This is a genomic window from Streptomyces sp. SD31, from assembly GCF_052068475.1.
Taxonomy (GTDB): domain Bacteria; phylum Actinomycetota; class Actinomycetes; order Streptomycetales; family Streptomycetaceae; genus Streptomyces.
The window spans coordinates 147,569-172,710 of sequence record NZ_JBQHCX010000010.1; the positions used below are offsets into that span (position 1 = coordinate 147,569).

24 protein-coding genes and 1 tRNA gene are annotated in these 25,142 nt (G+C 71.4%); 15 read left to right on the plus strand and 10 right to left on the minus strand.

All coding sequences use genetic code 11. The features are described 5' to 3' along the window. Window positions 1–15: 15 nt before the first annotated feature. A complete protein-coding gene (locus ACTMVF_RS22710) occupies window positions 16–2,067 on the minus strand; it encodes a bifunctional glycosyltransferase 87/phosphatase PAP2 family protein (RefSeq protein ID WP_441272928.1) in 2,052 nt (683 codons plus the stop codon). Between the two features lie 291 nt (window positions 2,068–2,358). Here ACTMVF_RS22710 and ACTMVF_RS22715 point away from each other — a divergent pair, with 291 nt between their 5' ends. Beyond that, the gene (locus ACTMVF_RS22715) at window positions 2,359–2,718 is read left to right on the plus strand and encodes a hypothetical protein (protein ID WP_441272929.1); all 360 of its coding nucleotides are present in this window, start codon (window positions 2,359–2,361) and stop codon (window positions 2,716–2,718) included. A gap of 149 nt (window positions 2,719–2,867) precedes the next feature. Next, window positions 2,868–3,539, plus strand: coding sequence for an O-methyltransferase (locus ACTMVF_RS22720; protein WP_441272930.1), 672 nt, complete (start codon window positions 2,868–2,870; stop codon window positions 3,537–3,539). Between the two features lie 19 nt (window positions 3,540–3,558). Here the strand turns inward: ACTMVF_RS22720 and ACTMVF_RS22725 are convergent, their stop codons facing one another. After that, window positions 3,559–3,951 carry a hypothetical protein gene (locus ACTMVF_RS22725; protein ID WP_441272931.1) on the minus strand — a complete coding sequence of 131 codons (393 nt, stop codon included), beginning with the start codon at window positions 3,949–3,951 and terminating at the stop codon, window positions 3,559–3,561. A 98-nt stretch (window positions 3,952–4,049) separates the two neighbouring features. On the opposite strand from ACTMVF_RS22725, the gene ACTMVF_RS22730 reads away from it, so the two are divergent. Beyond that, window positions 4,050–4,487, plus strand: coding sequence for a DUF1992 domain-containing protein (locus ACTMVF_RS22730; protein ID WP_441272932.1), 438 nt, complete (start codon window positions 4,050–4,052; stop codon window positions 4,485–4,487). On the opposite strand, the gene ACTMVF_RS22735 is transcribed toward ACTMVF_RS22730, so the two are convergent. Together ACTMVF_RS22735 and ACTMVF_RS22740 are read right to left on the minus strand one after the other, a co-directional pair. Further along, window positions 4,476–4,919, minus strand: coding sequence for a hypothetical protein (locus tag ACTMVF_RS22735; protein ID WP_441272933.1), 444 nt, complete (start codon window positions 4,917–4,919; stop codon window positions 4,476–4,478). The genes ACTMVF_RS22730 and ACTMVF_RS22735 overlap by 12 nt on opposite strands. A gap of 5 nt (window positions 4,920–4,924) precedes the next feature. After that, window positions 4,925–5,611: a hypothetical protein gene (locus ACTMVF_RS22740; protein ID WP_441272934.1), complete on the minus strand. Its 687-nt coding sequence runs from the start codon at window positions 5,609–5,611 to the stop codon at window positions 4,925–4,927. 115 nt (window positions 5,612–5,726) lie between these two features. Between ACTMVF_RS22740 and ACTMVF_RS22745 the strand changes: the two genes are divergently transcribed. Beyond that, complete coding sequence (locus ACTMVF_RS22745; protein WP_441272935.1) at window positions 5,727–6,218, plus strand: GNAT family N-acetyltransferase; 492 nt, start codon at window positions 5,727–5,729, stop codon at window positions 6,216–6,218. A gap of 354 nt (window positions 6,219–6,572) precedes the next feature. Here ACTMVF_RS22745 and ACTMVF_RS22750 read toward each other — a convergent pair whose 3' ends face one another. After that, complete coding sequence (locus ACTMVF_RS22750) at window positions 6,573–8,627, minus strand: MDR family MFS transporter (protein ID WP_441272936.1); 2,055 nt, start codon at window positions 8,625–8,627, stop codon at window positions 6,573–6,575. 300 nt (window positions 8,628–8,927) lie between these two features. Between ACTMVF_RS22750 and ACTMVF_RS22755 the strand changes: the two genes are divergently transcribed. After that, window positions 8,928–9,830, plus strand: a complete 903-nt coding sequence (locus ACTMVF_RS22755; protein WP_441272937.1) for a peptidoglycan-binding domain-containing protein — start codon at window positions 8,928–8,930, stop codon at window positions 9,828–9,830. Window positions 9,831–10,069: 239 nt separating this feature from the next. Here the strand turns inward: ACTMVF_RS22755 and ACTMVF_RS22760 are convergent, their stop codons facing one another. Both ACTMVF_RS22760 and ACTMVF_RS22765 read right to left on the minus strand, forming a co-directional pair. After that, a complete protein-coding gene (locus ACTMVF_RS22760; RefSeq protein WP_441273094.1) occupies window positions 10,070–10,747 on the minus strand; it encodes an HAD family hydrolase in 678 nt (225 codons plus the stop codon). 294 nt (window positions 10,748–11,041) lie between these two features. Beyond that, window positions 11,042–11,623 carry a TMEM165/GDT1 family protein gene (locus ACTMVF_RS22765; RefSeq protein WP_441272938.1) on the minus strand — a complete coding sequence of 194 codons (582 nt, stop codon included), beginning with the start codon at window positions 11,621–11,623 and terminating at the stop codon, window positions 11,042–11,044. Between the two features lie 445 nt (window positions 11,624–12,068). On the opposite strand from ACTMVF_RS22765, the gene ACTMVF_RS22770 reads away from it, so the two are divergent. The 5 genes from ACTMVF_RS22770 (at window position 12,069) to ACTMVF_RS22790 (ending at window position 18,675) form a co-directional block, all read left to right on the plus strand. Further along, complete coding sequence (locus ACTMVF_RS22770; RefSeq protein WP_441272939.1) at window positions 12,069–12,713, plus strand: HNH endonuclease family protein; 645 nt, start codon at window positions 12,069–12,071, stop codon at window positions 12,711–12,713. Between the two features lie 200 nt (window positions 12,714–12,913). After that, window positions 12,914–14,581, plus strand: coding sequence for an alkaline phosphatase D family protein (locus ACTMVF_RS22775; protein WP_441272940.1), 1,668 nt, complete (start codon window positions 12,914–12,916; stop codon window positions 14,579–14,581). Window positions 14,582–15,247: 666 nt separating this feature from the next. Further along, window positions 15,248–17,185, plus strand: coding sequence for an FAD/NAD(P)-binding protein (locus ACTMVF_RS22780; protein WP_441272941.1), 1,938 nt, complete (start codon window positions 15,248–15,250; stop codon window positions 17,183–17,185). A gap of 92 nt (window positions 17,186–17,277) precedes the next feature. Beyond that, complete coding sequence (locus ACTMVF_RS22785) at window positions 17,278–17,715, plus strand: DoxX family protein (protein ID WP_441272942.1); 438 nt, start codon at window positions 17,278–17,280, stop codon at window positions 17,713–17,715. A 339-nt stretch (window positions 17,716–18,054) separates the two neighbouring features. Beyond that, on the plus strand, window positions 18,055–18,675 hold the full coding sequence (locus ACTMVF_RS22790) for a DedA family protein (RefSeq protein WP_441272943.1): 621 nt from the start codon (window positions 18,055–18,057) through the stop codon (window positions 18,673–18,675). A 37-nt stretch (window positions 18,676–18,712) separates the two neighbouring features. Here the strand turns inward: ACTMVF_RS22790 and ACTMVF_RS22795 are convergent, their stop codons facing one another. Continuing rightward, window positions 18,713–18,946, minus strand: a complete 234-nt coding sequence (locus ACTMVF_RS22795) for a DUF2277 domain-containing protein (RefSeq protein ID WP_441272944.1) — start codon at window positions 18,944–18,946, stop codon at window positions 18,713–18,715. Between the two features lie 89 nt (window positions 18,947–19,035). Here ACTMVF_RS22795 and ACTMVF_RS22800 point away from each other — a divergent pair, with 89 nt between their 5' ends. Beyond that, on the plus strand, window positions 19,036–19,971 hold the full coding sequence (locus tag ACTMVF_RS22800) for a ketopantoate reductase family protein (RefSeq protein WP_441272945.1): 936 nt from the start codon (window positions 19,036–19,038) through the stop codon (window positions 19,969–19,971). Window positions 19,972–20,109: 138 nt separating this feature from the next. Further along, on the plus strand, window positions 20,110–20,454 hold the full coding sequence (locus ACTMVF_RS22805) for a hypothetical protein (protein ID WP_441272946.1): 345 nt from the start codon (window positions 20,110–20,112) through the stop codon (window positions 20,452–20,454). 45 nt (window positions 20,455–20,499) lie between these two features. On the opposite strand, the gene ACTMVF_RS22810 is transcribed toward ACTMVF_RS22805, so the two are convergent. Both ACTMVF_RS22810 and ACTMVF_RS22815 read right to left on the minus strand, forming a co-directional pair. After that, window positions 20,500–20,571: transfer RNA gene (locus tag ACTMVF_RS22810), tRNA-Val, on the minus strand. An 82-nt stretch (window positions 20,572–20,653) separates the two neighbouring features. Continuing rightward, on the minus strand, window positions 20,654–21,982 hold the full coding sequence (locus ACTMVF_RS22815; protein WP_441272947.1) for an IS200/IS605 family accessory protein TnpB-related protein: 1,329 nt from the start codon (window positions 21,980–21,982) through the stop codon (window positions 20,654–20,656). Window positions 21,983–22,564: 582 nt separating this feature from the next. Between ACTMVF_RS22815 and ACTMVF_RS22820 the strand changes: the two genes are divergently transcribed. Genes ACTMVF_RS22820 through ACTMVF_RS22830 form a run of 3 tightly spaced genes read left to right on the plus strand, consistent with a single transcriptional unit; the run spans window position 22,565 to window position 25,098 of the window. Next, the gene (locus tag ACTMVF_RS22820; protein WP_441272948.1) at window positions 22,565–23,347 is read left to right on the plus strand and encodes a DUF4097 family beta strand repeat-containing protein; all 783 of its coding nucleotides are present in this window, start codon (window positions 22,565–22,567) and stop codon (window positions 23,345–23,347) included. Window positions 23,348–23,399: 52 nt separating this feature from the next. Further along, entirely contained in the window at window positions 23,400–24,863 is a 1,464-nt protein-coding gene (locus tag ACTMVF_RS22825) for a hypothetical protein (protein ID WP_441272949.1), read from the plus strand. 16 nt (window positions 24,864–24,879) lie between these two features. Next, on the plus strand, window positions 24,880–25,098 hold the full coding sequence (locus ACTMVF_RS22830) for an FmdB family zinc ribbon protein (protein ID WP_441272950.1): 219 nt from the start codon (window positions 24,880–24,882) through the stop codon (window positions 25,096–25,098). The last annotated feature ends 44 nt before the right edge of the window (window positions 25,099–25,142 follow it).

The following is a 25,142-nucleotide window of genomic DNA, read 5'->3' on the forward strand; positions in this document are numbered from 1 at the left end:
CCGACCAGTTACCGATCAGCTCACAGCACGGTCCTTCACCGGCATCGGGGAACCGCTGCTCACCCGCTCCGCCTCCGGCGTGACCGTCCTGGCGCGCGGGCCCTGGAGCAGGTGCGTCATGCCGAAGCCCGCGGCGACGACCAGGGCGCCGCCTGCCGCGTCCAGTACCCAGTGGTTCGCGGTGACGACGATCGCGGTGACCGTGAAGAGGGGGTGGAGCAGGCCGAGGGTCTTCAGCCACCGGTTGGGGGCGAGGATGAGGATGACCAGGCCGCACCAGAGGGACCAGCCGAAGTGCAGGGACGGCATCGCCGCGTACTGGTTGGTGAGTTCGGTGAGGGTGCCGTAGTCGGGCTGGGTGAAGTCCTGCGGGCCGTGGACCGTGTCGATGAAGCCGAGGCCGGGCATCAGGCGGGGCGGGGCGAGGGGGTAGAGCCAGAAGCCGATCAGGGCGAACACTGTCGCGAAGCCGATCGCGGAGCGGGCCCAGCGGTAGTCGACCGGGCGGCGCCAGTAGAGGACGCCGAGTATGGCGAGCGGGATGCCGAAGTGGAACGACTCGTAGTAGAAGTCGAAGAAGTTCCGCAGCCAGTCGACCTTCACCACGGCGTGATTGGCCCAGTACTCGATGTCGATGTGCAGGGCGCGTTCGATGGAGTGGATCTCCGCGCCGTGCTCCTCGGCGGTGCCCCGGCCGGCCGAGTGGGAGCCGCCGGCCGCGGCGAGGCGGATCTGGGCGTACGCGTAGTAGGTGACCCGGATCAGCAACAGCTCGAAGAGCAGGTTCGGGCGGCTCAGCACCCGGCGCAGGAACGGCACCAGCGGGATGTGCCGGAAGCGGGACGGCACCGGGTCGGCGTACCGGGTCGGGATCGGCGTCTGCCAGTACGGCGACGTACGCGACAGGAACGGCACGACGGCGGCCGTGGCGAGCGCGGCCAGGAGGATCAGGTCGGCGCGCAGGGGGTGGAAGATCACCTTGTCCGGCACCATCATCTTCGCGGGCAGCGTCATCACCAGGATGACGGCGACCGGCCACACATACCGGTCACCCGCCCGCTTGCCGACCTGCCCGACGACCGCGAGCAGCACCCACAGCAGCTGGTGCTGCCAGGCCGTGGGCGACGCGACGATCGCCGCGCAGCCGGTGATCGCGACGGCGAGGAGGAGCTGTCCGTCGTGGGCGTAACGCACGGCGCGACGCAGCGCGAGGACGGCGACGGCGGCGCCGAGGAGCAGGAAGAGGGCGATCTCCAGCGGGCCGGTCAGCCCCAGCCGCAACAGGGCGCCGTGCAGGGACTGGTTGGCGAGGTCGTCGGCCCGGCCGCCGAGACCGACGCCGCCCACATGGTGCACCCAGTAGGTGTACGAGTCGCCCGGCATCGCCACCCAGGCGACCACCGTGCTCGCGGCGAACGTGGCCCCCGTGGAGAGGGCGGCCCGGCGGCGGCCGGTGAACCACAGCAGCGGGGTGAACAGCAGCAGGGTCGGCTGGAGCGCGGCGGCGAGGCCGATGAGCACGCCGCTGGCCCGCTCGCCGCGCACGGCGAAGCAGCCGAGCAGGACGAGCAGGACCGGCATGATGCTGGTCTGGCCGAGGTAGAGGGTGTTGCGCACCGGCAGCGACAGCATGAGCAGGCTGATCGCGACGGGCGCGGCGAGCAGGGAGGCCCGTCTGCTCACCGGCTGCGGCAGGGCACGGGCGGCGACCAGGCCGAGGGCGACGACCAGCAGGAGGGTGCCGAAGGTCCAGCCCCAGCCGAGGGCCTGCTCGGCGGCGCGCGTCAGCGGCTTGAGGACGAGCCCGCCGAACGGCGTACCGGTGAACTGCGTCGAGTCGTACAGCGATCCCTTCACATGCAGGACGCCGTCGGGGCCGACCCAGGTCTCCAGGTCCGTCAGCCGCTCCCCGGAGGGTGTGCCGAGGACGGCGGCCACCTGCCGTACGCCGAGAATCGCGGCGACCAGCCACAGACCGAGGCGCGCCACGCGCAGGCGTGCCTGAGTGCCGACGGCCGTGGCTCCGAGTGCCTCCGCCTGTCGCCCACCGTGATCCGCATTCGCCACGCCTCGTCGGCCTCCCGCCCCGGTCGTCCCACACGTCCCACGCGCAAGGAATCGTCACGGGCCCGGTGAGGCCCGCACCACCCCCGGGAGAGACGCAGGCAACCCTGCCTTCACCTGACGTCTGCTCTCCTTTTGTCCGGATGACGATAGTCGGGCACCGGTCCCCTCGCCTCCTGTGGCGTCGCACCTCCCGCGGGTCGCCTCCCGTGGGTGCGGAATCGTTCACATCGCCGGACCGGGCCCCGGAACCCGATCATCCGCCGTACCGTCCGAAGCCCTGGCGTCAGCACGGTGGAGGGGACCGGCCCGCTGGCCGAGCTGGCGGCGGCCGACGCCCCGTTCCTCACCGCGATCGGCCAGGAGTTCCCGTACCCCGAGCGGATCTCCGGCGACCACGTGCTGCGCCGGGCGGCGGCCGACGACCCCTTCCAGCAGGTGGTCCACGAGGACCGGCTGCACACGGTGGCCGGCATCCCGGCGTGGCTGCTGACGGTGACGGGCGGTCCGGCCGTGGCCGTGGCGACGGGGGCGGCGCTCGCCGTACGACGGTCCCGACGACCGGAGGCGCCGACGCCCCCGATGCCTCCGTCCCCACCCCCACCCCCGCTCCCGCCCTCGCCCCCGGCGCAGCCGCCTGCGCCGATCGGCTGAATCCACGATCCTGGAGTCCCCGGCGGGGATACGGAAAGGCGCAACAAGGAAAATCCCGGCAGGGAACGGGGCACGCGACTATGTTCGTTAGGACATCTACTTAGCGCTTCTACTTACCGCTTCTAACTAGCCATACGAAAGGCAAGGCGATGAGCGAGTCGCAGCTCTGGGACGACGTCGACGAGTACTTCTCCACCCACCTCTCACCCGAGGACGACACCCTTCAGGCGGCCCTGCGCGACAGCGACGCGGCCGAGCTCCCGCACGTCAACGTCACCGCGCCGCAGGGCAAGTTCCTCCAGCTCCTGGCCGAGATCCAGGGCGCCCGCAACATCCTGGAGATCGGCACACTCGGCGGCTACAGCACCATCTGGCTGGCCCGCGCCCTGCCCGCCGACGGCCGCCTGATCTCGCTGGAGTACAGCCCCAAGCACGCCGAGGTCGCCACCCGCAACATCGCGCGGGCGGGCCTGGACAAGGTCGTCGAGGTGCGGGTCGGCCCGGCCCTGGAGTCGCTGCCCAAGCTGGCCGACGAGAACCCGGCACCCTTCGACCTGGTCTTCATCGACGCCGACAAGGCCAACAACCCGCACTACGTCGACTGGGCCCTCAGACTCACGAGCACCGGCAGCCTGGTCGTCGTGGACAACGTGGTGCGCGGCGGCCGGGTCGCCGACCCGGACGCCACCGCACCGGACGTCCGGGGCACCCGCGCCGCCATCGAACTGATCGGCAGCCACCCGAGGTTGAGCGGCACGGCGATCCAGACGGTGGGCAGCAAGGGCTACGACGGCTTCGCGCTGGCGCGGGTACTGGCGTGAGCCACCGCCCTCTCGCCTCTCAAGCCTCCTGATAGAAACCGACGTTGACGCTGCGCGGCGCCGTACGGTCCTGGATGACGATCTCGCCGCTGCCGCCCCTGGGCAGCGGCACCGTCCCGCCGTAGCCGATCGGCTGGGCGTACTCCCCCACGGTCAGCCGCACCTCGGAGGACGGTTCGGCCTGCGAGCCACGCAGCCAGCTCACCTGCCACCCACCGTCCGGGCCGCACAGGAACTCCAGGTGGACCCGCGACACGAACAGCCAGTCGTCCGGCGTCGAGAGCCGGCACACCGTCTTGTCCCGGCCCACCCGCAGCACGGCACCCGGCTCGCTGGGCGCGTCGGCCATGAGCATGCCGGCCGTGGCACCCTCGTCCGCCGCGGACACGGCGGCCATGGTGAGTTCGAGCACGTGCGTTCCTCCTGAAACGTCCTTGTACGGCAGCCGTTTTGGCCGCCGACGCCGCATGATAAATCGCCCGGCACCGCCGCGTCCGGCACAATGAACTCATGACCGAGCGAAAGCCCCCCGGTGTTCCGTTCGAGTCCTGGGTCGACAAGCAGATCCACGACGCGCAAGCGCGCGGCGACTTCGACAGACTGCCCGGAGCCGGCAAACCCCTGCCGAACGACCTGGAATCCCCGTACGACGAACTGTGGTGGGTCAAGCGCAAGATGGCCCGCGAGGGCCTGTCGGTCCTGCCCCCGGCTCTGGCCCTGCGCAAGGAGGCGGAGGACGCGCTGACGGCGGCCTACGCGGCCCCCAGCGAACGGATCGTCCGGAAGATCATCACGGACGTCAACGTCAAGATCCGCGACATGCTGCTGAAGCCGCCGCCCGGCCCTCCCCTGGGCCGCAAGCCGTACGACGTCGAAGAGGTCGTACGGCAGTGGCGGGAGCGCCGGACGGCGGCGAACGGTTCCCGGTCGGACGGCTCAGACGTGTAGCAGCCGTTCCGCCAGCTCGCGGTAGTCGCGCAGAGCAAGCCGAAGCTGCTCGGTGTCGGTGGACGAACCGGGCTTGTCCTCGGCCACGTCCATGGACTGCCAGGAGCCCCGCAGCGTACGGCGGCGCTGCGCCACCTCCTCGGTCAAGCGGCCGGTGAGCTCTTCCAGAACATGGTCTGCCTCCTCGACGGCGGCCCGGGGGCCGTCGACGAATCCGGAGACCGCGTGCTGCAGCTGCAGCTCGAACTTGTCGGACTCGTCGTGCGGGAACAGCGGCGCGTCCTCGTGCCCGCTCTCCGTGCCGATCCCGCCCGGCGTCATGACGCGCGACTCGGCGCCGCCATACTCCGTCCCGCCGGTGGGCACGACCGCGGGCCCGCTCGTCGCCGGCTCGTAGTCAGGTCGTCCCCTGCCGGGCATCGCTTCCGTCATCTCACTCAACTCCCCTTCGCGTGGCGTCCTGAGAACGTCCACGGCAGATGGCCGCGGTGGCCGTCGGTGCGGGCGGACCCCCGCCCGCCGGTGCCCCTCCGGGACTCGTGGGGCTGCCTGCGGTGACGCTCGACCGGGGCCGTCAGCTCCTCGAACATTCCCCGGGCCTCGATCATGGCCTCGCGCATCTCCTCCGTACCGGGCCCACCGCCTTCCTGTCCGCCGCCCACGCGCGCATGGGCGACGCGGTGCACGTGCCGGTAGCCCTGCACCTGGTCCGCGTGGTGCACGGACAGGGCCGCGAGCTGCTCCTCGTACTGGGCGCCGTCCGGGAAACCCCGGGCCTGCGCCACGTCCGCGAGCAGCCGGTCCGCCTCGTCGACGGCCTCCTTCGGCGAGTCGACGAAGCGCTCCTGGGCCGCCGTCCAGCGGGCCTCGAACCGCTCGAGCTCGACCGGCTCCAGCGGCCGCTCCCGCAGCCCGCCGTGCCGCTCCACCCGCTGGGCGAGCTCGCGCTCGGCGGCCTTGGCGTCTCCGTCGTGCCGGGCCACGGCCCGCTCGTATTCGGGCCCGAAGCGCCGCCTCAGACCCCGGCTGCCCTGCGCGCCCCGAGCGCGCAGGGCCAGAACGGCCGCGCCGAGCACGACGACGACCGCCGCAATCACGATCAGAACGATCACACCTGTGGACATATCTGCCGGGTTGCCCGGAAGGCACCCCTCAAACAGAGCGTCCTGGACGCATCAGACCCGACCCCACCCATATTCGCTTGCGAGCCGACTGGTCCCCCCTCCGACAATGTCCGGCATGACCTGGACCGTCGCCCCGGAACCCCCCGACTCCCCCGCCGCCACCGCCCTCTGGCGGGCGTACTACACGGAGGTCAGCGACCGCTACTACCTCCTGCATGAGGGACGCCGCACCGACCCCGCCGAACTGGACCGCGAGATCGCCGCGCACACCTGGGACGAACTCCGGCCGCCGAAAGGCAGGTTGCTGGTGGCCCGCTACACGGGGGAGCCGGCCGGTTCAGCAGGCGTACGCCTCTTGGACACGGACACCGCGGAACTGAAGCGGGTGTTCGTCCACGAGCCGATGCGCGGCAAGGGAGGCGGCCAGGCCCTCGTACAGGCCGCCGAGGCCACGGCCCGATCCCTCGGCGCGACCCGCATGATCCTCGACACCCGCCACGACCTGACAGAGGCACGCGCCCTGTACACAAGACTCGGCTATGAGGAGACGGTCCCCCACAACGACGACATGTACGCCGAGCACTGGTTCACCAAGACCCTGCACTGACGGGTCGAAGGTTGCGCGGCGTCGGGACCGGGCGGGGGTAGATCGCGCGACCAGGCGCCAGCGGGGTGCCGCCCCAGCGGCACGACTGCCCGCGGGTTGGGCGGGACGGCCCGCAGTCGCGTACGGCGGCAAGGGGACGTGCCGGGGGGTGTCCGCCCGCAGAGTCGGGCGTCAAGACACGGCACCTCTAGCGCAACACCAACCGCCCGACCGAGGACGGACACCCCCCGGCACGGCCCCGACCCACCACGCAACCCAAGGCGCTACCCGCACCCCCACCGAACCGGCACAGGCGCCGCAGGCACCCGACACGCACCCCCACCGAACCGGCACAGGCGCCGCAGGCACCCCCGCCTAACCGCCGGAGGCAGGCCGTTCGCGGTCCGACCCGCACAGCTCCTCATTCAGCTCCTTCACCAACTGAACCAGATCGGTAGGCCGGTCCGGCCCCCACCAGTCCCCCAGCAACTCCGCGAACGACTCCTCCCGCACCCGAGCCAACCGCTCGGCAACCTCCCGCCCCCTGTCCGTCAGCACAAGATCAAGCCCCTCGCGGACAGCCAACCGCCGCACCTCCACCTGCCGCGCGGCGTCAAGGATCACAGGCAGCGGCACAGCACTGCGCTCGGCGAGCACCGCCGGCTCCACCCAGCCGTACTTCTTGATCCGCAGCAGCAGCCACCCGGCCGCCGGCAGCAGGTCGTACCCGGCCCGCTCGATGATCGTCCGATACACCTCCCGCCGCCCCTCCCGCGTACCGAGCACGGACAACGCCCGGCACACCTCGTCGTACGACGACCGCTCCACGGGATTACTGGCCAGCGTCTCGGTCACATCAGGAGCGGTCACAGAACCCCGCAGCTTGTCCTCACGCAACAGCCAGGCCAGCCCGAACCCCACCAGCGCCACTGGAGCGGCGTACAGGAACACGTCGGTGATCGAGATCGCGTACGCCTCCAGCGCGGCCGGCCGCAGCGCAGCCGGCAGCTCGGCGATGTCACGAGGATCCGCCTCCAGCCCCTCCAGCGAGACCCCGGCCGGCAGCCGAACTCCCCGAAACGCCTCCACCAACTGGTCATCGAGCCGGTTGGCGAAGAGCGTGCCGAAGATGGCGACCCCGAACGAGGCCCCGATGGACCGGAAGAACGTCGCCCCGGAGGTGGCGACGCCGAGATCCTCGTACGAGACGGCGTTCTGCACGATCAGCACCAGCACCTGCATGACCAGCCCGAGCCCCAGCCCGAAGACGAAGAAGTAGACGCTCATCTCCCAGGTGGAGCTGTCCATGCCGAGCTGGTGAAGCAGCAGCAGACCGAGCGTCGTGACCCCGGTCCCGGCGATCGGGAACACCTTCCAGCGCCCGGTACGGCTGACGATCTGCCCGGACCCGGTGGACGACAGCAGCATGCCGACGACCATCGGCAGCATGTGCACACCGGACATGGTCGGACTGACCCCCTGCACGACCTGGAGGAACGTCGGCAGATAGGTCATCGCGCCGAACATGGCGAACCCGACGACGAAGCTGATGACGGCGGAGAGCGTGAAGGTCCGCACGCGGAACAGCTTGAGCGGCAGCACAGGCTCCGCGGCCCTGCGCTCCACGGCGACGAAGGCGACGGCGAGCACAGCCCCGAGGACGGCGAGCCCGACGATCTGCGCGGACCCCCAGCCCCATGTCGTCCCGCCGAGGGACGCCACCAGCACCAGGCAGGTGGCGACGGAGGCGATGAGGAACGTACCGAGGTAGTCGATGACATGCCGCGTCGACTTGCGCGGGATGCGCAGCACGACAGCGATGACGGCAAGGGCGACGACTCCGACGGGCAGATTGACGTAGAACACCCACCGCCAGCTCAGATGCTCCGTGAACACCCCGCCGAGCAACGGCCCCAGCACACTGCTCGCCCCGAACACGGCCCCGAACAGCCCCTGATACCGCCCGCGTTCACGGGGCGGGACGATGTCACCGACGATCGCCATGGACAGCACGATGAGCCCGCCTCCACCGAGCCCCTGGACGGCCCGGAAGGCGATGAGCTGAGCCATGTCCTGCGCCATACCGCACAGCGCGGAACCGACGAGGAAGATCACGATCGCGATCTGGAAGAGCCGCTTGCGCCCGTACTGGTCACCGAGCTTGCCCCACAGCGGAGTCGCGGCGGTGGACGCCAGCAGATAGGCGGTCACGACCCACGACAGGTGATCCATGCCGCCGAGGTCGCTGACGATGGTCGGCAGGGCGGTCGACACGATGGTCTGGTCGAGGGCGGCGAGCAGCATGCCGAGGAGCAGCGCGCCGATGGAGACGAGGACGTTGCCGGGCACGTTCTCGTGCGTCTCGACTCCCCGCTTCGGGGGCTGCGCGTCACGCACATTTCCGGTCATACCGTGCGCGTCCCCGGTCATGAAGACCTCCCGAGCGAGTCGTTATCCCTCCCATCGTGATCGCTGTGCCCCGTTATGGCCTGTCGAGTCCGTTTGGAAGCGGCCCTTCCGGGGGTTGGGGAGGCAGCGTGAGGAACGTCTGCATAATCTGGGGAGTTCGCGAGGGGAGGGGATGAACGCGTGACAGAGCCGAGGGAGACCGAGGGAGCGAAGGGCCCGGAAGGCCTGGAACACCTGGCTAGCCCGAATGGCCACCTTTGCCCGGAGTGCGGGGCGCCGAGAGCGGCCGACAACACCCCGTCGTGCGGCTGCGGGCAGCGCGTGTCCGAGGCCCTGCGCGACGCCCGTACGGCACAGGCGGCCGCGGCGGAGGACTTCGATCCCCTGCGCATACGCCCGTACGTGGAGCTGGAGGGCGACGGCGAAACGATGCCGCTACGGGCGGTACCGCCGACCGCCCCGACCCCCGCCCCACCCGCCACCGACCCGGCCTCGACACTCCCCACCCCCCTGTCCCCGCCGGCGACCACGCCGAGCGCACGTGACCTGCGCCTGTTCGAGTCGGACGCGGCCGCGGGCGACGAAGCCACCGGGACCGACGCGCCGGGCGAGGGCACCCGCCACCGCCGTACACGTATCGCCCTGCTGGGCGTGGGCGGAGCGCTCGTGGCCGTAGTGGCGGCGGCCGGCTTGGCGAGCGGCCTGTTCAGCTACGAGGCGCCGTCACGGGACACCGCACTGCCGGACGACGTACGGGCGAGCGTCCCGGTCCCGTCGACGAGCGAGGCGTCCGAGGAGCCGTCACCGACCGGGGCGTCGACGCGTCCGGCTCCGCCGCCCGCGCCCGCGTCGCCTACGGAGAGCGCGTCTCCCTCACCGTCGCCGTCGAGGTCGAGCGCGTCCCCGACACCGTCACGCTCGACCGAACCCACGCCACCGCCCTCGGCGACCGAGGCCCCGGACGCCCAGGAGGAATCCGCCGCCGCCCGGGAGCCCGAGCCCCCCACCCTCAGCCGCGGCGACCGTGGCCCCGAGGTGACGGAACTGGAACTCCGCCTGACCCAACTCGGCCTCTACACGAGGAAGCCCGGCGGCAGCTACAACGAGGGGGTGGAGGACGCGGTCAGCAGGTACCAGTGGGCCCGGGGAATCGAGTCGGAGGAGTACGGGGTGTACGACCTGGTGACGAGGGAGAAGCTGGAGTCGGAGACGACAGAGCCGTGACGCGGTGCGCCTTCTGGCTCGGGATTCCGGGTTCGATGGCGAGTCCGGGCCATGTGTGTCTGGTCGCGTGCGTCTGGTCGCGTGTGTCTGGTCGCGCAGCACGCCGCGCCCCTGGAGGTTGGCTCCCCTGGAGGTTGGCTGTGCCGCTGCCGCCCCAGGGGCGCGGGGAACTGCGCGAGCAACCGACGCCAACCCGCACCCGCGATCCGACATCAAGCCCCGAGCTCTCAGGCGAGGCACTAGCCGACGTACAGCCGGATTCCCCCGCCCACCGCAGCCTCGACCCGCACTTCTCGCAGGTCCGGGACGACCACATCCGGAGCATGAAGCCCGGCCCGCGCCCCGACCCCGACGACCCGCATCCCCGCGGAGCGCCCCGCCTCGATCCCGGCCCCCGAGTCCTCGAACACGACACAGTCCGCCGGCGCGACCCCCAACTCCGCGGCCCCCTTCAGAAACCCCTCCGGGTCGGGCTTGCTCGCGCCCACAGACTCCGCGGTCACCCGCACCTCCGGCAGCTCCAGCCCGGCCGCAGCCATCCGCGCCGTGGACAGCGCCACATCCGCCGACGTCACCAGCGCATGCGGCATCCCCCGCAGCGAGGCCAGAAACTCCGGCGCCCCCGGAATGGGCACCACGCCCTCCACGTCCGCCGTCTCCTCGGCGAGCATGCGGGCGTTGTCCGCGTGGTTCTGCCCCATCGGCCGGTCGGGCAGCAGCAGCGCCATCGACGCGTGCCCCTGGCGCCCGTGCACGACCTTCATCACCTCGTCCCCGTCCAGCCCGTGCCGTTCGGCCCAGCGACGCCAGATCCGTTCCACGACGGCGTCGGAGTTGACGAGGGTGCCGTCCATGTCGAGCAGAAGAGCACGGGCGGTGAGCACAGTGGGCGTGGTGGGCGCGGTGGTGGCCGGCATCGACAGCTCCAGGGCGAGGGGCACCGGGGGTACGGGGTGGCCCCCGGGAGGGACAAGGTGGCCCCGCCCGCCGGTCAGGGAAAACGGGCGGGAACCACTTTGTTCCCCCACGGTACAAAACCGAGGCCCGATCCGCTACCGCCTCCAGAAACAGTTCACCGACAGTTCAGCTCGACCCCGGCCCACCCACAGCCGGTCACCCGAGAGCCACGCACCCAAAGGCGCCCGCCCACGACACCCCCCCCCGGCCTCACCGCCGCCTCACCGCCGCCTCACCGCCGCCTCACCGCCACATCACCCGGCGATCGCCTCCCACAGACTCCACACCCCGAGCCCCAGCATCACGAGCGCCGCCACCTTGGTGATCAGCCGCAACGGCACCCGCCGCATCAGCGCCTTCCCCCCGACGATCCCGATCCCCGCCACGGTCCACAGCGCCAGCACCGCACCGAGCCCGACCGACAGCGGATCGTCGTAACGCGCGGCGAGGTTCGCCGTCATGATCTGCGTCAGATCCCCGAACTCGGCGACCAGGATGAGCATGAACCCGGCTCCGGACACCTTCCAGAAGGACTGGTTCTCCGGCTTGCGGATCTCCTCCTCGTCCTCGTCCCCCTTCATGAGCAGCACGGCCGCGCCACCCAGGAAGAGCACACCCGTCAGCGCGTGCACGATCTGCTGCGGCAACAGCGTCAGCACACTGCCGGCCGCCACGGCCAGCGCGACATGCACGGCGAACGCGGCGGCGACACCGGCGAAGACGTAGGAGGCGCGATAGCGCGTACCGAGGACGAGCCCGGCGAGCGCGGTCTTGTCGGGCAGTTCGGCGAGGAAGACGACGCCGAAGACGACGGCCGTCACGGTGAAGCTGATCAAGGTTCCTCAATCGGTCGGGGCCGCCCCACCGAGAGCATTGTCACTGCGCTACGACACCTCGGCACGGCAGCACACTCGTCGCCCGTGCCGTACGACACGGGCGTGCACTGCTTGCCGAAGGTCTCGCTGGCCGACCTCATGGACGAGGCCCGCCTCCGGGCGCCGGCTCAGACGAGCTGAGCAGTATGTCGACGGTCCGGCGAAGAGCTACTCCCCTTCTGCGCCGCCCATCGTACGCGATGCCGTCGAACGTCCCGCCGAACGCTCACCGAACGCTCACCGAACGCCCAGTCGAGCGATTCACAGGAAGAAAGTCCCGCACTCAACCTTGTCGTGTCATGTGCGCGTCATTAGCTTCTTACCGGACGCACACCTCCCCGCAACACGGCGCCGCGAGCATTTCCTCGCTCGCACGCCAACACCCCCACCTCCCAAGGGAGTTCGCATGTCGAAGTTCTACGCGCGTCGACGGGTCAGCATACTCGCGGCCCTCAGCGGCCTCATAGCCTCCGTCGCCCTCTTCAACGCCCCGACCGCCTCCGCCGCGCTCCCCACGCCCGTCAGCGGCGCCACCGCCCGCAGCTACCTGGCCCAGCTCACCGTGGCCACCGAGGACCGCACCGGCTACAACCGTGACCTCTTCCCGCACTGGATCACCCAGTCCGGCACCTGCAACACCCGCGAGGTCGTCCTCAAGCGCGACGGCACGAACGTCGTCCAGGACTCCGCCTGCGCCGCCACCAGCGGCAGCTGGTTCTCCCCGTACGACGGCGCCACCTGGACCGCCGCCTCCGACGTCGACATCGACCACCTCGTCCCACTGGCCGAGGCCTGGGACTCCGGCGCCGACAGCTGGACCACCTCCCGCCGCCAGTCCTTCGCCAACGACCTGACCCGCCCGCAGCTGATCGCGGTCACCGACAACGTGAACCAGGCCAAGGGCGACCAGGACCCGGCCACCTGGATGCCGTCGGTCAGCTCGTACCGCTGCACCTACGTGCGCGCCTGGGTCCAGGTGAAGTACTACTACGACCTCTCGGTCGACTCGGCGGAGAAGTCCGCCCTGACGAACTACCTCGCGAGCTGCTGAACGGAGCACTGCGCGAGCTGCTGAACAGAGCACTGGCGGAGCACTGGCGGAGCACTGGCGGAGCACTGGCGGAGCACTGGCGGAGCACTGACGGTGCGCTGACGGTGCGCTGACGGAGTTCGGCAAACCGTGACCTGCGGAACCTCCCCGCTCCCCTCCGTCGTTCCGTACCGTACGGGGCGACGGAGGAGGGCGATCACGTGGCCGAACTGCGGCTGGGACCACTGCTGAGGTACGCCGACGGCTCGTCCGCGACCGTCTGGGTCGAGGCAAGCCGTCCGTGCGCCGCCGAGGTGCGCGGCGCGGAGGGTGCCCACGGCACGTCCCGCACGTTCCAGATCGCCGGCCACCACTACGCCCTGATCCCGGTGACCGGCCTGACTCCGGGCTCCTCACAGTCGTACGAGGTCCTCCTCGACGGCACGCGCGTGTGGCCGCTGCCCGACTCCCCGTTCCCGGACTCCGTCATCCGGACCCCCCGTGACGGCGATCCCGTCCGCCTCACCTTCGGCTCCTGCCGCTGGGCCGCGCCGCCGTCCGGTGAGGAGGACCCGGTCGGCCCGGACGCCCTGGACACACTGGCCGCCCGGATCGCCGCCGACCCGGACGGCGAGCGGCCGGATGTGCTGGTGCTGCTGGGCGACCAGGTGTACGCCGACGAGACCTCCAAGGCGACCCGGCGCTGGCTGGCCGCCCGGCGCGATCTGAACGAGCCGCCGGGCGACGAGGTCGCGGACTACGAGGAGTACACCCGCCTCTACTACGAGTCCTGGCTCGACCCGGAGGTGCGCTGGCTGCTCTCCACCGTCCCCAGCTGCATGATCTTCGACGACCACGACGTCATCGACGACTGGAACACCTCCGCCGCCTGGCTCGCCGACATGCGGGCCACTCCGTGGTGGCGGGAGCGGCTGCTGAGCGGCCTGATGTCGTACTGGGTGCACCAGCACCTCGGCAACCTCTCGCCGGGCGAGCTGGCCACCGACCCGCTCTACGCCGCCGTACGCGAAGTCCCCGACGGCACCGACCTGTTGCGCGACTTCGCCTGCCGCGCCGACGCCGAGCCCGCCTCCGTCCGCTGGAGCTACCGACGCGACTTCGGCCGCGTACGGCTGCTGATGGTGGACACGCGGGCGGCCCGGGTGCTCGACGAGGACGCGCGCTCGATGCTCGACCCGGGCGAGGCGCGGTGGCTGCGCGAGCAGGCGCTGGAGGATCGTGGTGCGTACGACCACCTCCTCATCGGTACGTCCCTCCCCTGGCTGCTGCCACATCTGGTGCATGACGCCGAGGCGTGGAACGCGGCCCTGTGCCGGGGCGAACGTGGGGAGCGCTGGGCGCGGTTCGGGGAGGATCTGCGGCGGCGGGCGGATCTGGAGCACTGGGCGGCGTTCCCGTCGTCCTTCGACGCGCTGGCGGAGCTGATCGCCGAGGCCGGCTCGGGGGCGCAGGCGCCGGCGACGGTGTGTGTGCTGTCGGGGGACGTTCATCACGCGTACGTGGCCGAGCCGACCTGGCCGGCGGGGAAGGGGCCGGACGCCCGCGTCTTCCAGCTGACCTGCTCGCCCGTCCACAACGCCATCCACCTGGCGATCCGGCTCGGCTTCCGCTTCGGCTGGAGCGGGGTGGCGCGGATGCTCGGCCGGTGGTTCGCGGGGCACGGAGGCTGTCCACGGCCACCGATCGACTGGCGCAGGACGGGCGGCCCCTGGTTCGGCAACCAGCTCATGACCCTGACGCTGCGCGGGCGTTCAGCCCGGCTGCGGCTGGAACAGGCACGGACGGAGCGGGGTGCGGGGCGCGGAGTGGACGGACGCGGGGCAGGGGCGCGCTTGCGGAAGGTGGCGGAGTCCGAGCTCGCTCCGTGACCGATCCACACTCACCCCCGACCTGCCACATGCCCAGCCCGCACTCGCCCCACGATCAGCCCGGACTCGCCGCGTGCCAGGCCTTGACCCCATCCCACTTCAGCCCAGCTAGGCCCGTGACAGGCCCTGACCCACCCCACGATCAGCCCTGACCCACCCCACGATCAGCCCTGCCTCGACGCGCAACCGCCCCGGACCACCGCCTGATCGCCCCACCCTCAGCCGCGATCGCCCACCCCCCCCCTCCCACACACATCAGCCCAGACACGCCCCGTGACGGGCCCTGACCCGCCCCACATCGGCCCTACCCCCTCCCGTAACCGGCCCGAGCCCGCCGCTGATCGGCCGGCCCTCGCCCCGCGGCCAGCCCTCACCTGCCCCACGATCAGCCCGGACACGTCCGTGATGGACCCCGACTCGACGCGTCGCCGAGCGTGTCGACGCGCGATCAACCCCGACTCACCGCGCGATCGATCCAACCTCGCCTCATAATCCGCCCATTACAACCGCTTGGTACCCACGTGGCATGTGATGCTCGTGATGCATCCCACACTCGCTCACCCCGGGGCTCGGTTCGCCCCGGTCCCGACGGCATGATGAGCCGGACCGTCCGCTTCCATCCGGCGGAACGCTCCACTGCGCCCCACACGCCCGGGAGTCACCCCTTTGTCTGCACCGACCTCCGTACCGACCCCGGAGTCCCCCACGGTCTCCGTCGCCCTGGTCGGCGCCGGCCCCCGCGGCACCAGCGTCCTGGAACGCCTCTGCGCCTCGGCCCCCGAGCTCCTCCCGCCCGGCGCACGCCTCACGGTCCATGTGGTCGACCCGGCGCCGCCTGGCCCCGGTCGCGTGTGGCGGACCGCGCAGTCGCCCGAGCTGCTGATGAACACGGTGTCCTCGCAGGTCACACTGTTCACCGACGACAGCGTCGACTGCTCGGGCCCGATCCGGCCCGGCCCCAGCCTCTACGACTGGGCGGCCGGCGCGCTGGGCCCGGACGAGTACCCGACCCGCGCGCACTACGGCCGGTACCTGGAGTGGGTGTTCGCGAAGGTCGTGCGCGAGGCGCCCCCGGCGATACGCGTCGAGACGTACGCGGCCCGTGCGGTACGGCTCGACGACGCGCCCGACGGCCGCCAGGCCCTCACCCTCGACGACGGCCGCACCCTGACCGGCCTGTCCGCCGTGGTCCTGGCCCAGGGACATCTGCCGACGGCCGCCGACGCGCCCCAGCGCCATCTCGCCGCGTACGCCGAACGCCACGGCCTGCGCTACGTACCGCCCGCGAACCCGGCCGACGTCGACCTCTCCCCCGTATCCCCAGGCGAACCGGTGCTGCTGCGCGGCCTGGGCCTCAACTTCTTCGACCACATCGCCCTGCTGACCACCGGCCGCGGCGGCCGCTTCGTCCGCGCCGAGGACGGCGGGGACGACCGGGGCGGCCGGGGCGGCCTGCGCTACGTCCCGTCCGGCAACGAGCCGCGCCTGTACGCCGGTTCGCGCCGCGGCATCCCGTACCAGGCGCGCGGGGACAACGCGAAGGGGCCGTACGGCCGTCACCGCCCGCTCGTCCTGACCCCCGAGGTGATCGCCGGGTTCCGCAAGCGCGCGGACTCGGGCGAGGCGCCGGACTTCCTCGCGGAGATATGGCCGTTGGTGGCGAAGGAGGTGGAGACGGTGTACTACACGGCGCTGATACCGCGGGCCCGGCGGCCGGAGTTCACCGAACGCTTCCTCGCCGTCCCGCACCGCGCCCCTCAAGAGGCGTACCTGCTCGACGAGTTCGGCATCCCGGAACGCGAGCGCTGGAGCTGGGACCGGATCTCCCGCCCCTACTCGGAGTGCGACGTCGCGGATCCCGTGCGGTGGCGCGCGTGGCTGCTGGCGTATCTGCGCGAGGACGCCGCCGAGGCCGCCCGGGGCAATGTGCGCGGCCCGCTGAAGTCGGCCCTCGACGTGCTGCGCGACCTGCGCAACGAGCTGCGGCTGATCGTCGACCACGGCGGTCTCACCGGCACCTCGCGCCGGGACCACCTGGACCGCTGGTACACCCCGCTCAACGCCTTCCTGTCCATCGGCCCGCCCAGGCGACGTGTGGAGGAGCTGACGGCCCTGATGGAGGCGGGCGTGGTGGAGGTGCTCGGGCCCCGGCTGGAGGTGCGGGCGCAGGACGGAGCGTGGGTGGCGCACTCGCCCGAGGTGCCGGGCTCGGCGATCCGGGCGACGACCCTCGTCGAGGCCCGGCTGCCGGAACCCGACCTACGCCGCACCGCCGACGACCTGCTGGCCCGGCTACTGAAGACCGGGCAGTGCCGACCGCACACCGTCGACGGTTACGAAACGGGAGGGCTGGACGTAACACAGCGGCCGTACCGTCTGATTGACCGTCAGGGCCAGGCGCACGCGAGGCGCTTCGCGTTCGGTGTGCCTACGGAGGGTGTGCACTGGGTGACGGCGGCGGGGGCGCGGCCGGGTGTGGATTCGGTCACTCTTTCGGACGCGGATGCGGTGGCGAGGGCGGCCCTACGTGCGGTTGCTTCCGGGGCGGATGGGGATTCCGGGGCAAAGTCTTGGCCGAATGTTGAACTTGCAAGTGTTGATTAGGTCTACCTAACGTGGGGGCTACCGATCAGTATCCATCCCCACGCCGTTCCTCACAGGGACCGGTAAAACGTCAGACCGAGGGAGTCCCCCACATGACCGGACGCCTTAACAGCGCCCAGCCTTATGCCATCGGCCTGTTCCGCATAGTCGTCGGCCTGCTCTTCGCCTGCCACGGCGCCAACTCGCTCTTCGGCACCTTCGGAGGCCAGACCCCGGACGCCGGCACCTGGCCCGCCTGGTACGCCGCCGTGATCGAACTCGTCGGCGGCAGCCTGGTCCTGCTCGGCCTCGGCACCCGCGCCGCGGCGTTCATCTCCTCCGGCGCCATGGCGTATGCGTACTTCAAGGTCCACCAGCCCCAGGCGCTGTGGCCCATCGAGAACCAGGGCGAAGGCGCCGCCCTGTACTGCTGGGCCATGTTCCTGCTGATCTTCACCGGCTCCGGCGCACTCGGCCTGGACCGGCTGTTCGCCAAGCGTTCCGGGGCCGAGAGCAGGACGACGGCCGACAAGACGCCGATCGCGGCCTGACGGCTGCTCAGGCAGCCGAGCCGAGGCCCAGGCCCAGGCCCCAGATCCGGCCCCGGGCCTGGCCCCGGCCCGTACGACGGCGCCCGTATCCGCGAACTCAACGCGGCACGGGCGCCGTTTCCTTCTACTCCCCCTGCTCCCTCTGCTCCCTCTGCTCGTCCGCACGGCAGCCGAGTGAACATCCTGCGCCCGAGTGAACATGCTGTGCCGAACACACGAGCCCCCGATGGATCTCCTGTCAGACCCCGCGCGTACGCTGTATGGCTGTCATAGGCCGCCCCTGCCGCTCCCCCACGACGTCGCGGCACGGTCCGGCCACGGGGGAAACGGGGAGTTGCGGTGTTCGAGGGTCTCGATGACGTGGGTTTGCTGACAGCGAGCCCATGGATCTATGTGGTGGTCGCGCTGTCGGTCCTGCTCGACGTGTTCGTGCCGGTCCTGCCGAGCGGTGTCCTGGTGATCACGGCAGCGATGGCGGCGGCAGCGGGTTCGGGCGCCGCGACCGGCCGGGTCCCCGGCGACGTCCCGGACATCCTGGCCCTGACGCTCTGCGCCGCGACGGCCTCCGTCCTGGGCGACCTGGTCGCCTACCGACTCGCCTGGCGCGGCGGCGCCCGCCTGGACCGCGCGATCGCCCGCTCCCGCCGCCTGACCTCGGCGCAGGAACGTCTCGGCACGGCCCTGGCCCGGGGCGGCGGCGCCCTGGTGGTCCTGGCCCGCTTCGCCCCGGCCGGCCGTTCGGTGGTCTCGCTGGGCGCCGGCGCCACGCACCGCAGCCCGCGCGACTTCCTGCCCTGGTCCGCCCTGGCAGGCATCACCTGGGCCACGTACAGCGTGGCCCTCGGCTATTTCGGCGCCCAGTGGCTGGGCGCGACGTGGCTGGCGACGGCGGTGTCGGTGGCGGCACTGTTCGCGGCGGGGGCTGGGGCGACGTACGTGATGCGCCGGAAGCCGGCGTAGCCGCCGCGGGCCCCAGCCGACAGAAGTCCCAGACCCCTCAGCCGGCCTTGCGCGCCGGCGCGGCGCCACGCACCTCCAGCCCCTCAAGCAGGTCGGCCGTGGCCTCGGCGATCAGATCGACGGCACGGTCGAAGACCTCCCGATTGTGCGCGGCGGGAGCCCGGAACCCGGAGACCTTGCGCACGTACTGCAGGGCGGCGGCCCGGATCTCTTCCTCCGTCGCCTCTTCGGGCAACGCGGGCGGACGAAGCGTCTTGATACTGCGGCACATGTCCAACAGTCTCCCCCGGAGAGGGGCCTGTCTGCCATGATCACGTCGAGGCGGCCACCACAACGGGGCCGACCGACGAGAGGAATCACATGACGGCGAATCCCACGGCGGCGCACGACATCACGCCCGCCGACCGGCTCACCGTGGCGGTACTGGGCCCGGGCGGCATAGGCGGCCTGCTCTCCGCGCTGCTGTCCAGGGCCGGTCACCGCGTGATCTGCCTGGCCGGCGAAGAGACGGCCAAGACCCTGCGTACGACCGGAATCCACGTCCGCAGCGGCCTGTTCGGGGAGTTCACGGCAGAGGTCGAGACGGACACCGAGCTCCGTGAACCGGTCGACGCCTGCCTGATCGCGGTCAAGGCCACCGCCCTCGACGCCGCCCTGACCCGCGTCCCGCCCACCGCGCCGGGCGACGCCCTGATCGTCCCCTTCCTGAACGGCGTGGAACACCCGCAGACCCTCCGCACCCACTACCGCGCCGACCGCGTCGCCCCCGCCGTCATCCGCGCCGAGTCGACGCGTGTCGCCCCGGGGGAGATCGAACATGCCAGCCCCTTCGCCGAGATCGACCTCACCGGCGACCCGGTCCCCCGCGGCCGCCTCGACGCCCTCGCCCACGCCCTGGCCGCGGCCGGCCCCACCACCCGTGTCCTCGAGGACGAGACGGCGACGCTCTGGGCGAAGATGTCCTTCCTGGCGCCGTTCGCCTTGCTGACCACCCACCACGCCCTCCCCCTGGGCGAGGTACGCACCCGCCACCGCGAGGAGCTGACGTCCCTCGTCGAGGAAACGGCAGCAGTCAGCCGCGCCTGCGGCGGCCCCGCCGACCCCGCCCAGGCCCTCGCCCGCTACGACGCCTTCCCCCCGAGCACGAAGTCATCGATGCAACGCGACGCCGAGGCGGGCCGCCCCCTCGAACTGGACGCGATCGGCGGCGCGTTGCTGCGCGCGGCGGAGCGACACGGGGTACCCGCACCGGTAACGACCCACCTGGTACAGAAGCTGAGGACCGCCGGCCACTAGCCGCACCCCACCTCCGTAAGGCCACTCACACCGCACCTTCAACGGCGCGAGCCCACCGATCATCGACTCACACACTCGTTCGCATGAACCACCCAAAGAAACTCGCAACCCAAAATCGAACAGGCGTAGCATTGGGCCGTGGCTACGCCCTATGACTTTCCGAGTGACCTCCTCGCCGGCCAGGAGGAGCTGCATCAGGTCCGGGCCGAGCTGTCGGCCCTGCTGAAGCGACTCCCCTGGTCGGTCGTACCCCTGGACGGATTCAGCGACGACAACGGCTGGCGCAAGGTCGAGCGCCCCGCCTCCCCCGGCTGGACGGAGGACGAGCAGGCCGAGGTGGAGAAGCTCCGGCACCGCGAGCACGAACTCGCGGTCTTCGTCAGCGGCCACCGCTTCTGGTCGGACCTCTCCGGGCCGGAACGGGTGGACGCCCGCACAAAGCTGAAGCACGCCCACGAGGCATCGCCAAAGGAAGCAAGCTGAAACACCGAGGGCCCCGACCGTGAACGGCGGGGCCCTCTCCTGCTGTGGGCGCGGACGGTTTCGAACCGCCGACATCCTGCTTGTAAGGCAGGCGCTCTACCACTGAGCTACGCACCCGGGACGAGTCGACAGCCTACATTGTCCCGGGCCCTGCACTGCAAACCGATACCGCGGTCTGCACAGGAGGTCAGCTCTCTTCCTAGGGACCGAGCGGGAGTGGGTCCCGATGCCAGGACTCCCGCTCAGCCGCGTGCCCCGAGCGGTGTTGGGCACGCTGGTCGCCCGCTTTCGCTCCGCTTCCGGGCGACACGGATCGTGTCCGTGGTCCAGGGAGGCGGGGGCGGGGTCCCTCACGCCGTCGGGGCTCCGGTCCGGCCTGGACGGTCCGATGCCCCGCACGATCTCTCCGGTCGTGCGGGGGCGGTGCCGTCCGTCGCCGGATCGGATGCCCGAGGGCGCGCCGTCCGATCGCCACGGCTGCAGCGTCGTGGCGAGTGGTCTTACGCCGTGAGGTGGCCAACGGCTGTTGCCAGTGCTGGGCACCCCATCGGGAGGTGTAGGCCGGGTCCACCGCGACGACCGCGACGTTCTGCTCGGTGGCCATCGAAACTAACCTGGCCCTGAGCTTGGCGGTGGGGAAGCGGGAGACGAGGGCGCGGAAACGCTTGTTCCCGCCATGCCGCTCGCGGCTCGTGCCGTCGGCGAAGTCGAGGTCCTCGATCGCGATCGCCGCCACCCCGGTCCTGCGGGTGTGGTGCAGCAGCCGGGTGAGCGCGTGCCGGATCTGGGCGTCCCGGTGCTGGGTGCTGCCCGACAGGTCGTAGGAGAACCGCCGGGGTGCGCCGACGGGGTTGCCGTGCACGTCGAGCTGCCAGGCAGCGAGATGGTCGTCGTTCATGTCCACCGCGACCACACCGTGAGCCAAGGCTGCCTCAAGGGGCAGCACCGGGGCTTGCGGGCGCTTCCAGGAAACGGTCACGTACCAGCGGCCGCGAAGGACGTCGTGGTGGACGCGGTAGGCCACCGCTCGGTTGGCGGTGATCCGGTCCAGCCACTCCCCAGCCCGGTGGCTGAAGGCCACGGTTGCGTCGAGCACGTAGCGGCAGTGCGGGGCGTTGGCCAGGTGGGCAAGAGCAGCCGGAAGCCTGATCGACAGTTGTCCGGTATCGGTGACACGGATGGTCTCGTTGCCCCAGCGCTTGCCGGTCTCCCCATCCGCGGCCAGGAACATCCGGGCAGCGTGCCACTGCTCCCGCCATGCCTGCCGGCTCAGCCCCGCTTCGTCCAGACGATGACGCCTGCGCGCCAGCGTCTTGCCGCCGCGCACCACGCGCACCCGGCCCGCCGCCCAGTCCGCCTCGAGGGACGCCAGCCGATCCTGAAGGACGCGAAGACGGCGAGACTTGGCATGCCACTCCGTGCTGGTGGCGTAGCCACGCACCAACCCGGCCCGCTTGTCTCCTTTGAGACCCAGCGGGCGGGCCAGCCGGGCCCCGATCCGCGTGATCTGCCCTCGTAGCCACGCCATCTCTGCGGCCTGACCACGTCTCGCCAGCGCCCATTGATCGTCCGTGGCCCTGGTGACACTGCCCGCCCACCGCGCCGAAGAGGACGCTGTCAGCGCCCGCTTCCGCTCGGCCCAAGAGACAGCATCCTGGACGGCCCCCTGCCGGGATCTTGCCGCCAGATCCCCTGACGCCAGCGAACCGAGGAACGTACCGACCTCGGTCAGTACCGCCGCGTCTTCCGATGACACCCGCAGCCGCGCCCGGATCGACACCCCTGCTGGAGCGGGTGCCACGAATGACGCCGCCAACTCACGCAGGCCGCCCACCCGATCACCCCCACTGACACTGAAGATCTGTTCATCGCATGCAACGACCGAGCACCGGAAAGGTCGCTCATTCGATGCCGGAACTCTTGTCCCACTCCAGAGGCCCACGTGCGCCACCGCACGCAGAACACAGCCCGCAGCAGCGGGGGGCTAACCCCACCCCCAATCCGGTAGCGCGCCGGATTTCCGGCAGAACTCCGGATCCGTACGGTCAAAGCACCGTCGTAACCCCGGCCCGCCAAGGCCGGTCCAGGGAAGTCTCAGGGGGAGATCGTCATGGCCCGTACCGTGCCCGTCCGCGCCGCCCGCGTCACCGTCGTCGTCGGGGCCGTCGTGGTGCTTCTCGCCGGGATCAGCGCATGCGGGGCCGCTGCCGGGGACGACAAGGAACCCGAGCATCGGTCGTTCGCGTTGGAGGGGAAGGCCCTGACCATCGACTCCGACGACTCGGCGCTGGAGATCGTCGCCGCCGACGGGAACAAGGCCGGCGCGGTCGAGGTCACGCGGTGGTTCGAGGGGTCGGTCGTGGTCGGCTCGGATCCCAAGGTGACCTGGGCGATGAAGGACGACCGGCTGGTGCTGCGGGAGAAGTGCTCGGGCATGATCGCCAACTGCTCGGCCAAGCACCGGATCGAGGTGCCGCACGGGGTCACCGTGAAGGTCGAGGACGGGGACGGGAGTGTGCGGGCGCGCGGGTTCCGGGACGCGTTGAGCATTCGTACGGGGGACGGGTCCGTGCGGGTCACCGACTCCAGTGGTCCGCTGGACCTGAGGACCGGCGACGGCTCCCTGCACGTCTCCGACGTCTCCTCGCGCCAGGTGAGGGCGCAGGCCGGGGACGGCTCGGTCCGGCTCGAACTCGGCACCGTACCGGACCTGGTGGAGACCCGCAGCGGCGACGGCTCGGTGACGATCGAGTTGCCCCGGGCGACGTACCGCGTGTCGACCGAGACCGGTGACGGCGCGGTGGATGTGTCCGTGCCCCGGGACAACACCAGTTCCCACGTGGTCTCCGCCCGTAGCGGCGATGGAAAAGTCACGGTGCGAACCGCGAACTAACCGGCCCGTGTGTTCGTCCTAAACCGGTGGGAGAATGAACCGGGCAGGGTGAATGACAGCACGGGAGAGGGATGTGACGGCGACACCGGCGACACCTCCGCAGCCGAACTCGCCGTCAGTGCCGGGCACGCGGGGGCATCCCGCGCGGGGTGTCGTGCATCCCGTACGTCGGGTTCCGCGCGGCACGTACCACGCCCTCCGCGACACCCTCACCCTGGTCTGCGCCCTCCCCCTCGTCGCCGTCCTCGCCCTGCCCGCCGCCTTCGCCGGTGGTGGTACGCGGCGCTGGTTCGGTGGGCGGGCCGAGAGTCAGCGGGCCGAGGCGCAGGCCGCGAAGGACGCGGCGGCGGCCGCGTTCTACGAGCTGGACACCGCCCAGCGGGACCTGCGGATCTCGATCGAGACGATCACGGCCGTCGACGACTCCCCCGCCGCCCGCCGTGCGATCACCGACTTCGAGGCGCTCGGGCGGCGTATCGACGAGGCCAGTCACCAGTACATCCAGGCCGTCGACGCGCACGACCTCGACCGCGACGACCTGGAGGCCTCGGCCGCCGCCCGCGCCCGCACGGAGCTGACGAAGGCCAAGGACGAGCTGGGGCGGGTCAAGCAGGACCTGGACCGGTTCGAGGAGGGGCTCGGGCCGCTGCTCGGCAAGGCCGAGACCCAGCTGGCCCGGCTCGCCCCGGCCGTCGAGCGCGCCCGGCAGGGCCTGCTGGCCGCCTCGAACGCCCTGGACGCCGTGCGGGGGTCGGGGCTGAAGGCGGACGACCTCGCCGCCCGGCTCGCGGCCCTCGCGCCGGAGCTGACCAAGCTGAATCAGGGCGCCGGGCAGCATGGCGTGCCGCAGACGCTGGACCGGGCCGAGCGGGTCGCCCGGGAGGCGGAAGCGGTCCGGGTGGAGGCCGGGCGGCTGCCGGAGAAGGCGGCCGAGATCGATCACCGGCTCGTGTCGCTGCGTACGCGCGCGCAGGCGCTCACCACCCGTGCCGGGCAGGTCGAGCCGGTGCTGAGCGAGTTGCGGCGGCGGTTCACGGCGGCCTGCTGGCAGGACCTGCAGAGCGTCCCGGAGCGGGCCGGGGAGAACGTACGGCAGGCCGAGCTGAAGCTGAAGGAGGCACAGGCCGCGCGCGATGACCAGCGCTGGCCGGACGCCACCGCGCTGCTGTCGACGGTCCGGGCGCTGCTGAACAGCACCGACGAGTCGGTGTCCGCCGCCGGGGACCGGCTGCGCCGGCTGAACGCCGTGCAGAAGGACCCCCAGCAGGAGATCGACCGGACTCGCTTCGCGATCCGGGACGCCCAGCGGCTGGCCATGGCGGGCCGCAACACGCCCGATCCTCGGCATGCGCGCCCGCTGGACGACTCGGTCGCCCGGCTGGAGCGGGCGGTCGGCACGCTGGAGGGGCGTCACCCGGACTACTGGCACTTCCTGACCGAGACGGAGGCGGTGCGGCGGACGGTGGCCCGGGTGGTCGCGCAGATCCGTGAGGAGCGTGGGGGCTCCGCCCACTGACGGTTAGCCTGTGCTCATGCCTCGTTATGAGTACCGCTGCCGCAGTTGCGGCGACACGTTCGAACTGAGCCGTCCGATGGCGGAGTCGTCCGCGCCCGCCGCGTGCCCTGCGGGGCATGACGACACGGTGAAGCTTCTGTCGACGGTGGCGGTGGGCGGTACGGCGTCCGCCCCGGCCCCCGCGCCCAAGGCGAGCGGCGGGGGCGGTTGCTGCGGCGGGGGCTGCTGCGGATAGCTCCGCTGGAAGTCGCGCGTCGTCGTCTGCGGGTGCTTCGTGGC

Coding starts and splice junctions, on each gene's coding strand:
- ACTMVF_RS22720 (WP_441272930.1), top strand. CDS start 2,868: ATGAGCGAGTCGCAGCTCTGGGACGACGTCGACGAGTACTTCTCCACC.
- ACTMVF_RS22730 (WP_441272932.1), top strand. CDS start 4,050: ATGACCGAGCGAAAGCCCCCCGGTGTTCCGTTCGAGTCCTGGGTCGAC.
- ACTMVF_RS22735 (WP_441272933.1), bottom strand. CDS start 4,919: ATGACGGAAGCGATGCCCGGCAGGGGACGACCTGACTACGAGCCGGCG.
- ACTMVF_RS22740 (WP_441272934.1), bottom strand. CDS start 5,611: ATGTCCACAGGTGTGATCGTTCTGATCGTGATTGCGGCGGTCGTCGTC.
- ACTMVF_RS22745 (WP_441272935.1), top strand. CDS start 5,727: ATGACCTGGACCGTCGCCCCGGAACCCCCCGACTCCCCCGCCGCCACC.
- ACTMVF_RS22750 (WP_441272936.1), bottom strand. CDS start 8,627: ATGACCGGGGACGCGCACGGTATGACCGGAAATGTGCGTGACGCGCAG.
- ACTMVF_RS22760 (WP_441273094.1), bottom strand. CDS start 10,747: ATGCCGGCCACCACCGCGCCCACCACGCCCACTGTGCTCACCGCCCGT.
- ACTMVF_RS22770 (WP_441272939.1), top strand. CDS start 12,069: ATGTCGAAGTTCTACGCGCGTCGACGGGTCAGCATACTCGCGGCCCTC.
- ACTMVF_RS22785 (WP_441272942.1), top strand. CDS start 17,278: ATGACCGGACGCCTTAACAGCGCCCAGCCTTATGCCATCGGCCTGTTC.
- ACTMVF_RS22795 (WP_441272944.1), bottom strand. CDS start 18,946: ATGTGCCGCAGTATCAAGACGCTTCGTCCGCCCGCGTTGCCCGAAGAG.
- ACTMVF_RS22800 (WP_441272945.1), top strand. CDS start 19,036: ATGACGGCGAATCCCACGGCGGCGCACGACATCACGCCCGCCGACCGG.
- ACTMVF_RS22815 (WP_441272947.1), bottom strand. CDS start 21,982: ATGGCGTGGCTACGAGGGCAGATCACGCGGATCGGGGCCCGGCTGGCC.
- ACTMVF_RS22820 (WP_441272948.1), top strand. CDS start 22,565: ATGGCCCGTACCGTGCCCGTCCGCGCCGCCCGCGTCACCGTCGTCGTC.
- ACTMVF_RS22825 (WP_441272949.1), top strand. CDS start 23,400: ATGACAGCACGGGAGAGGGATGTGACGGCGACACCGGCGACACCTCCG.
- ACTMVF_RS22830 (WP_441272950.1), top strand. CDS start 24,880: ATGCCTCGTTATGAGTACCGCTGCCGCAGTTGCGGCGACACGTTCGAA.